The sequence below is a fragment of the Luedemannella flava genome, assembly GCF_039528515.1.
GTDB lineage: Bacteria > Actinomycetota > Actinomycetes > Mycobacteriales > Micromonosporaceae > Luedemannella > Luedemannella flava.
Map to the genome: position 1 here is coordinate 1 of NZ_BAAALT010000252.1, position 7,430 is coordinate 7,430.

Sequence of the window (7,430 nt, forward strand, 5' to 3'; positions counted from 1 at the left end):
CACCGCGGGCGTGGCGCCGCCCCGCCGGCGCACGAAGCGGGCCACGCCGGCCAGGAACGCCCAGCCCGCCAGCGCGATCGCGCCGCAGCCGGCGGCGAGCGCGTACCGGCCCTGGACGGCCATGGCGACCGCGAGCACCGCGCCGAAGGCCGCCAGGACCACGGCCAGAGCGACGACCCCGCCGTCCTCGTACAGTTCGTCGCCCACGGCGCCCTCTCGTCAGTCGCGGTTGTCGATGATCGCCTGGACCAGGATGAGGAATGTGGCCGCGAGGCCGCTGACCTCGTCGGGCAACTGCAGAGACACCGGACACCTTCCCGCCTTCAGGTGTGTCCATAGGCTAATGCCTGCGCACCACGCCGTCGGACCCCGGATGCGCGCCATCCGGGGTCCGGCGAGACTCTGCTCAGCCCTTGACCGCGCCCTCCATGATGCCGGCGATGATCTGGCGGCCGAACACCAGGAAGACGAGCAGCAGCGGGACGACCGCCAACGCCGTACCCGTGAAGATCTGGACGTAGTCGGTGCTGTAGTTGCCCGCCGCCAGAACGCTCAGCGAGTACTGGACCGTGGGGGTCTTGTTGGTCAGGACCAGGTACGGCCAGAGGAACTCGTTCCAGGTCTCCATGAAGGTCAGCAGCGCCAGGACGCCCGCCGCCGGACGCACCAGCGGTAGCACGACCTGCCAGTAGATGCGCCACGTGGAGCAGCCGTCCACCCGGGCCGCCTCGATGAGCTCGTCGCTGATCGCCGAGGCCGTGTACTGGCGCATCAGGAACACGCCGAAGCCCTTCACCAGGAACGGCACGATGACGGCCTGCAGGCTGCCCAGCCAGCCCAGCTTGATCATCAGCATGTAGAGCGGGATGATGCCGAGCTGCGTGGGCACCATCATCGTCACGATGATGACCAGCAGCAGGATGTTCGCGCCCCGGAAGCGCAGCTTGGCGAACGCGAAGCCGGCCAGCGTGGAGAAGAACACCACCGAGATGGTCACGATCGTCGACACGATCAGCGAGTTGGCCAGGCCGATCATGAAGTTCGCCTGCTCATTGTCGAGCAGCCGGCGCACGTTCTCGCCGAAGTGGCCACCCGGCACGAGCGGCGGCGGGATCTCGTACACCGCACTGTTGTCGCGCGAGGCGATGATGAACGACCACACGATCGGGAACGCCGACAGGACACAGGCCAGCACGAGGCCCACGTAGGTGAGCGGGGACGCCTCCCACAGGCGCCCGGCCGGGATCCGGCGACGACGGGACACGCTCACTTCGACGACCCCCGCACGGTACGGCGTACCAGATAGAAGTTGACCAGCGCGAAGGCGATGATGATCGCGAACAGCAACCACGACATCGCGGCGCCGTAGCCGTATTCGGTGTTGCCGCGGAAGGTGCGCTGGTAGATGTACATGGCGATGGTCTGGTACTCGTTCAGCGGTCCGCCCTCGATGCGGCCGTAGTTGAACAGCAGCGGCTCGGTGAACAGCTGCATGCCGCCGATCGTCGAAATGATGATCGTGAACAGGATGGTCGGCTGGATCATCGGGACCGTCAGTCGCCAGAACTGGCGGGCCCGCGACGCGCCGTCCAGCGCCGCCGACTCGTAGAGGTCGCGCGGGATCGCCTGCATGGCGGCCAGGTAGATGAGCGCGTTGTAGCCGATCCACCGCCAGTCGACCATGACCGAGATGGCGAACCACGCGGTGCGCCGGCTCGCCCGCCACTCCACGACGTCCGCCCCGATCAGGTCGAGCAGCCAGTTCACCAGGCCGTAGCGGTCGGCGAAGATGAAGCCGAACACGATGCCCACGGCCGCGACCGACGTGATGTTGGGCAGGAGTACGCCCATCCGGAAGGCGGTCTGCAGGCGCAGCTTGCGGTTGAGCAGGTTCGCCAGCCACAACGCGATGAGCAACTGCGGCACGGTCGCCACGATGAACAGGCCGAACGTGTTGCCCAGCGCGTTCCAGAACCGGGCGTCGGTGAGCACCTCGGTGTAGTTGTCCAGGCCGACGAAGCCACGGTCGCCGCCCACCAGGCGCCAGTCGCGCAGCGACACCCAGGCCGTGTAGATGAGCGGGAACAGGCCGAACGCGGCGAACAACACGAAGAAGGGGGCGACGTACAGGTACGGCGTCGCCGAGCCGGGTCGGCGGCGCGGCTTGGCCACGGCGCCGGGTGGGGCGGTCATGTGCGGGGCGTCCTTTCGCCAGGGTCTGTTACGAGGGGTTGCGCCGTCGCGGCGGAGCCTGGAGAGGCAGGCCCCGCCGCGACGACCGCGTCGAACTAGCCCGTGGCGAGCTTCTTGCCGTCCGTGACCGCCTTGGTGAAGGCGGCATCGGCGCCGAGGGAACCCTTCTCGGCGGCCTGCATGGCCGGTTCGAGGATGGTCTCCCACAGCTGCTGGTGCTTGGGCCCGAGGTAGATGGGCTTGAGCGTCTTCACGCTGGCGCCGAAGATCCTGCCGACCGGCGCGTTGCTGAAGTACTCGTTCTTGGCGTCGGCGAACGCGGGGTCGTCCAGCGCCGGGATGCTGGACGGCATGCCGCCCTTCTCCTTGAACTCGGCCAGGTGACCGGCCTTGCCCGTCAGGTAGGTGAGCAGCTTGTACGCCGCGTCCTTCTTCTTCGACTGCTCGGGGATGGCCAGGTACGACCCGCCCCAGTTGCCGCTGCCGCCCGGGATCGTGGCGATGTCCCACTTGCCCTTGCCGGCGTCGCCGGCGCGCTCGGAGATGACGCCCGTGCCCCACGCGGCGCACGGCACGGTCGCGAACGCCGCGTTCTTGAACGCCGCGTCCCAGTCCGGCGTCCAGCGGACCAGCTTGCTGGTCAGTCCCTCGCCGGCGAGCTTGAGGCCGTAGTCGTAGGCCTCGCGCACCTTCGGGTTGCTGTCCAGGATGAAGTTGTTGGACCGGTCGTAGAACCAGGTGTCCGAGTTCTGCATGATGTACGGCTGCATGATGCTGGTGGCCGAGTCGATCCAGGTCGCGCCCGTGTTGGCGGCCTTGAACTTGAGCCCCTGCTGCTCGTAGGCCTCCCACGTCGGCCACAGCTTGCTGACCGACTCGCGGTCGGTGGGCAGCTTGGCCTTGGCGAACAGGTCGCTGCGGTAGCACATGGCCAGGCCGCCGATGTCGGTGCCGAGACCCACCAGCTTGGACTTGTCGGCGGTGAAGCCGTTCTCCCACTTGTAGGGCAGGTACGTGTCCTTCAGCGAGGCCGCGCCGAGGTCGAGCAGGTTCGCCCACTTGGACGGCTCCTGCAGGAACTCCAGCAGCGTGCCCTCCTCCAGCATGATCACGTCACCGAGCTGGGAGGAGCCGGTGGCCAGCCACTGCACCAGCAGCGGCTGGAAGTCCTTGAGCTGGCCGCGGTTCTCGGACTTCACGACGATGTCCGGGTTGGCGGCCTGGAAGTCCTTGATCGCCTGGTCGAAGCCCGGCGAGCCGAACCACTGGATGGTCACGGTGGTCTTGCCGTCGCCGGACTTGTCGTCCTCGGCGGAACAGGCCGCCGCGCCCAGGACGAGTCCCAGGACGAGCGCGGCCGTCGTGAAGCCCCGCAGGCGGCTTCTGATGGCGCCCATGCATGACACCTTTCGGCAGAGTTGACTCATTGATGAACGGCACGGTCTGTCGCCGTCGGCTAACACGGTCGCGCCGGGGGTGTGGAAATCGCGTTCAAGATCGGTGGAAGCGTGAAACCGGATCGCCCCGCGCTGACTCGCTGTTGTTACGTCGACACGGGGAGGGGTGCGGCATGGAGCTTGAGATCGAGGTGCTGGGGCCGGTGCAGGTGCGCTGCGACGGCGTACGGGTACGGCTCGGGCCACGGCTCGTGGCGCTGCTGTCGGTGCTGCTCGTGGAGTTCGGTCGGGCGGTGCCGGCCAACCGGATCGTCGCGATGGTGTGGGGCGCCGGCGCCCCCGAGGCCGCGCCCGCGACCCTGCGCAGCCACGTGTCCCACCTGCGTGGCGCCCTGCGCGCCGCCGGCGCCGGCGACCCGGTCACCACCCTCGGCAACGGCCACGGCGTGGGCTACCGGCTCGACACCGCCGCGTGCGACGTGGACGCGCGCCGGTTCGAGCAGGCGTACGCGCAGGCCCGGCCGCTGCTCTCCGGGACGACCGGCGACCTGGAGCGGGCGAGCAGGCTCATCCGCGACGCGCTGGAGCTGTGGCGCGGTCCCGCGTACGCCGACGTCGCGGACCGCCCGTTCGCGCTGCCCGAGATCGCGCGGCTCAACGCGCTGCGCCGGGCCGCCCGCCGGGGGCTGGCCGGGGCGCTCACCGCCCTGGGCCGGCACGGCGAGGCGGTCGGCGAGCTGGCCGGCCACCTGGCCGAGGAGCCGTACGACGAGGGGTTGCGGCACCAGCTCGCGGTGGCCCTCTACGCCGAGCAGCGCGCCGACGAGGCCGCGCAGGTGTGCCGCGACGGGCTGCGGCTGCTGCGCGAGCGCGGCATCGAGGCGCCGGGTCTGCACAGCCTGCAGCTCACCATCCTCCGTCGCGAGCTGCCCCTGGCGAGCTAGGCACCCAGCAGAATGTCACCCGGGTGAGAGATAGTGGCGCTGCTGTGTGGGACCACAGGGAGGGCCAAGGGATATGCCAGGACACGACGGTAGCGAGCCAGCCATTGAGGCGACCGGGCTGGTGAAGACGTTCGGCGACACCCGCGCGCTGGACGGGCTGGACCTGCGGGTGCCCGCGGGCAGCGTCTACGGCCTGCTGGGGCCGAACGGAGCGGGAAAGACCACCGCCGTGCGGGTGCTCGCGACCCTGCTGCGCCCCGACGGTGGTCAGGCACGGGTCTTCGGTCACGACGTGGTGCACCGGGCGGACGCGGTGCGCTCCCGCGTGAGCCTCACGGGGCAGTACGCGTCGGTGGACGAGGACCTCACCGGACACGAGAACCTCGTGCTGCTGGGCCGGCTGCTCGGCTACAGCAAGCCGGTCGCGCGGGAGCGGTCGGCGCAACTGCTCGCCGCGTTCGGGCTCACCGACGCGGCGGACCGCCAGGTCAAGAAGTATTCGGGCGGGATGCGCCGCCGGGTCGACATCGCCGCCAGCATCCTGAACACCCCGGACCTGCTCTTCCTGGACGAGCCCACCACCGGGCTCGACCCGCGCAGCCGCAGCCAGGTGTGGGAGATCATCCGGGCGGTGGTGGCGCACGGGACGACGGTGCTGTTGACGACGCAGTACCTCGACGAGGCCGATCGGCTCGCCAACCGCATCGCGGTGGTCGACCATGGCCGGGTCATCGCGGAGGGCACGCCGGGCGAGCTGAAGGCGTCGATCGGCGCCGGCATGGTGCACGTGCGGCTGCGCGACCCCGGGCAGCGGGAGGACGCGGCGAACATCCTCGCGAAGACCCTCGACGCGGCGGTGGAGCCGAGCGGCGACGCCGTCTCGCTCACCGCGCGCGTCACCGACAGCGCGGACGACACCGGCGCGAGCGTCCAGGCGTCGCGCGCCCTGCTGGCGCTCGCCGACGCCGGCATCGTCGTGGACGACTTCTCGCTCGGCCAGCCCAGCCTGGACGAGGTCTTCCTCGCCCTCACCGACAAGCCCGCCGACCGTGACCTGGAGGCCGCATCATGAGCGAGCGCAGCGGAGGTGACGGCATGAGCACCGCCACCGTGCCCGCCGTGGACTACGTGCCGTCCGCGGAGGTGCTGGGCACCGTCCTCGCGCCGGGGAACCGGCCACCCCGGCCGAACGCGCTGTCCGCGTCGCTGACGTTCGGCTGGCGGGCGATGCTCAAGATCAAGCACGTCCCCGAGCAGCTGTTCGACGTCACCGCCTTCCCGATCATCATGACGCTGATGTTCACGTACCTGTTCGGCGGCGCGCTGGCCGGCTCGCCCCGGGAGTACCTGCAGTACCTGCTGCCCGGCATCATGGTCACCAGCGTCGTCATGATCACGATGTACACGGGCGTCGGCCTGAACACGGACATCGAGAAGGGCGTCTTCGACCGGTTCCGGACGCTGCCGGTCTGGCGGCCGTCGGCCCTGGTCGGCATGATCTTCGGCGATCTGCTGCGCTACGTGCTCGCGGCGCTGGTCATCCTGACGGTCGGCCTCGTGCTCGGCTTCCGCCCCGGCGGCGGCGTCCTCGGCGCGCTCGGCGGCATCGCCCTGCTCGTGCTCTTCTCCTTCGCGTTCTCCTGGGTGTGGACCTGGTTCGGCCTGATCCTGCGCAGCGAGAAGTCCGTCATGGGCGTGAGCATGCTGGTGCTGTTCCCGCTGACCTTCCTGAGCAACGTGTTCGTCGATCCCACGACCATGCCCGGCTGGCTGCAGGCGTTCGTCGACGTCAACCCGATCACGCACCTGGTGGCCGGCGTGCGCTCGATCATGGCCGGCGATCCGGATGTCGGCGCGGTCACCATCCTGCTGTTGGAGAGCCTGGCGTCGGTGCTGATCTTCGGCTACCTGACGATGCGGCGGTACAACCGGCGCTGACGGCGGGCCATGCCAGACTGGCCGGATGTTTGATCTCGTCGTGCACGGCGGTGAGGTGCTCGACGGCACGGGCGCGCCGGCGAGGGCTCAGACCGCTTCGTTCGTGGCCCGCTACTTCGCGGCATCTTCGCCGGGCTGGCGGCCGGGGCGCACCCGCACCCGCGCGGGTACGGGGCGTTCGCCCGGTTCCTCGGCCGGCACACCCGCGAGCTGGGCGACTGGACCTGGCCGGAGGCCGTGGCGCACCTGTCCACGAACGCGGCGCGCCGGGCGGCTGACGGGTGCCCGGCCGGGCACCCCGCTGCGCCCGTAGCGATCACGGGTCGTAGCGCAGCCAGCGGCGGCCCATGATGACCCGCGCGCCCGGGGTGAGCACGGTCGGCTCACCCGCGGTCAGTCGGTGCCGCTGCGGGTCGCCGGGCAGCTCCATGAACGTGCCGTTCGCCGAGCCGAGATCGAAGACCCGGACCTGGCCGGCGACGACGGTGATGCGGGCGTGCCGGCGGGAGATGACCCCGTCGGGGTCGGCCACCCGCAGCGACTTGACGACCCCGGCGATGACCTCGGGGTCCTGCCGCGGGTCGCGGCCGATGAGGTAGTCGGTGTCCAGGGCGAACACGGTGCCGTCGTCGAGCGTCAGCGCGCCCGGCCCACCGACGACGGGCTCCGCGCCCAGGCCGGACGGGGCGGCGCCGATGCCGGAGGCACCCGAGGACGACGAACCGCCGCCCACGTCCTCACGGTCGCGCAGGAACGACAGTTGCGGCTCGGACTCGGCGACGTGCGCCTCGGTGGCCACGGACGCCAGGACGGGCGCCGGCGGGGCGACCTCGAACGGAACGACCTCGGCCTCGACCTCGGTCGGCGCGAACACCGGCGGGACAGCGACCGGCGGGGGCGGCGGCGGGGCCATCGGCGTCGCTGACACCGCCGGCTCGGGGGCCGCCGGCTCGACAAC

The 7,430-nt window shown here is 70.4% G+C and carries 9 protein-coding genes; 4 read left to right on the forward strand and 5 right to left on the reverse strand.

The features are described 5' to 3' along the window. The 4 genes from ABD211_RS28625 to ABD211_RS28640 all read right to left on the reverse strand — a co-directional run. A partial coding sequence (locus ABD211_RS28625) for a hypothetical protein (protein WP_344138558.1) occupies window positions 1-207 on the reverse strand: 207 nt, incomplete at its 3' end. Between the two features lie 199 nt (window positions 208-406). Next, on the reverse strand, window positions 407-1,264 hold the full coding sequence (locus ABD211_RS28630; protein ID WP_344138574.1) for a carbohydrate ABC transporter permease: 858 nt from the start codon (window positions 1,262-1,264) through the stop codon (window positions 407-409). Between the two features lie 2 nt (window positions 1,265-1,266). Continuing rightward, window positions 1,267-2,193 (reverse strand): carbohydrate ABC transporter permease, encoded by a 927-nt coding sequence (locus ABD211_RS28635; protein WP_344138560.1) that lies wholly within the window; start codon window positions 2,191-2,193, stop codon window positions 1,267-1,269. Window positions 2,194-2,288: 95 nt separating this feature from the next. Beyond that, window positions 2,289-3,590, reverse strand: coding sequence for an ABC transporter substrate-binding protein (locus ABD211_RS28640; RefSeq protein WP_344138563.1), 1,302 nt, complete (start codon window positions 3,588-3,590; stop codon window positions 2,289-2,291). 173 nt (window positions 3,591-3,763) lie between these two features. Here ABD211_RS28640 and ABD211_RS28645 point away from each other — a divergent pair, with 173 nt between their 5' ends. The 4 genes from ABD211_RS28645 (at window position 3,764) to ABD211_RS28660 (ending at window position 6,785) form a co-directional block, all read left to right on the forward strand. Beyond that, window positions 3,764-4,534 (forward strand): AfsR/SARP family transcriptional regulator, encoded by a 771-nt coding sequence (locus ABD211_RS28645; protein ID WP_344138565.1) that lies wholly within the window; start codon window positions 3,764-3,766, stop codon window positions 4,532-4,534. Between the two features lie 73 nt (window positions 4,535-4,607). Then, the gene (locus ABD211_RS28650; protein ID WP_344138567.1) at window positions 4,608-5,606 is read left to right on the forward strand and encodes an ATP-binding cassette domain-containing protein; all 999 of its coding nucleotides are present in this window, start codon (window positions 4,608-4,610) and stop codon (window positions 5,604-5,606) included. A 23-nt stretch (window positions 5,607-5,629) separates the two neighbouring features. Beyond that, entirely contained in the window at window positions 5,630-6,472 is an 843-nt protein-coding gene (locus ABD211_RS28655) for an ABC transporter permease (RefSeq protein WP_344138568.1), read from the forward strand. Window positions 6,473-6,497: 25 nt separating this feature from the next. Beyond that, window positions 6,498-6,785, forward strand: a complete 288-nt coding sequence (locus ABD211_RS28660; RefSeq protein ID WP_344138570.1) for a hypothetical protein — start codon at window positions 6,498-6,500, stop codon at window positions 6,783-6,785. Window positions 6,786-6,788: 3 nt separating this feature from the next. Here ABD211_RS28660 and ABD211_RS28665 read toward each other — a convergent pair. Next, the coding region (locus ABD211_RS28665; protein WP_344138572.1) for an FHA domain-containing protein at window positions 6,789-7,430 on the reverse strand (642 nt) is incomplete at its 5' end.

What these genes read in the sequence shown, in the direction of transcription:
- ABD211_RS28645 (WP_344138565.1), top strand. Translation starts at nt 3,764, where the DNA reads ATGGAGCTTGAGATCGAGGTGCTGGGGCCGGTGCAGGTGCGCTGCGAC.
- ABD211_RS28640 (WP_344138563.1), bottom strand. Translation starts at nt 3,590, where the DNA reads ATGGGCGCCATCAGAAGCCGCCTGCGGGGCTTCACGACGGCCGCGCTC.
- ABD211_RS28655 (WP_344138568.1), top strand. Translation starts at nt 5,630, where the DNA reads ATGAGCACCGCCACCGTGCCCGCCGTGGACTACGTGCCGTCCGCGGAG.
- ABD211_RS28660 (WP_344138570.1), top strand. Translation starts at nt 6,498, where the DNA reads ATGTTTGATCTCGTCGTGCACGGCGGTGAGGTGCTCGACGGCACGGGC.
- ABD211_RS28650 (WP_344138567.1), top strand. Translation starts at nt 4,608, where the DNA reads ATGCCAGGACACGACGGTAGCGAGCCAGCCATTGAGGCGACCGGGCTG.
- ABD211_RS28635 (WP_344138560.1), bottom strand. Translation starts at nt 2,193, where the DNA reads ATGACCGCCCCACCCGGCGCCGTGGCCAAGCCGCGCCGCCGACCCGGC.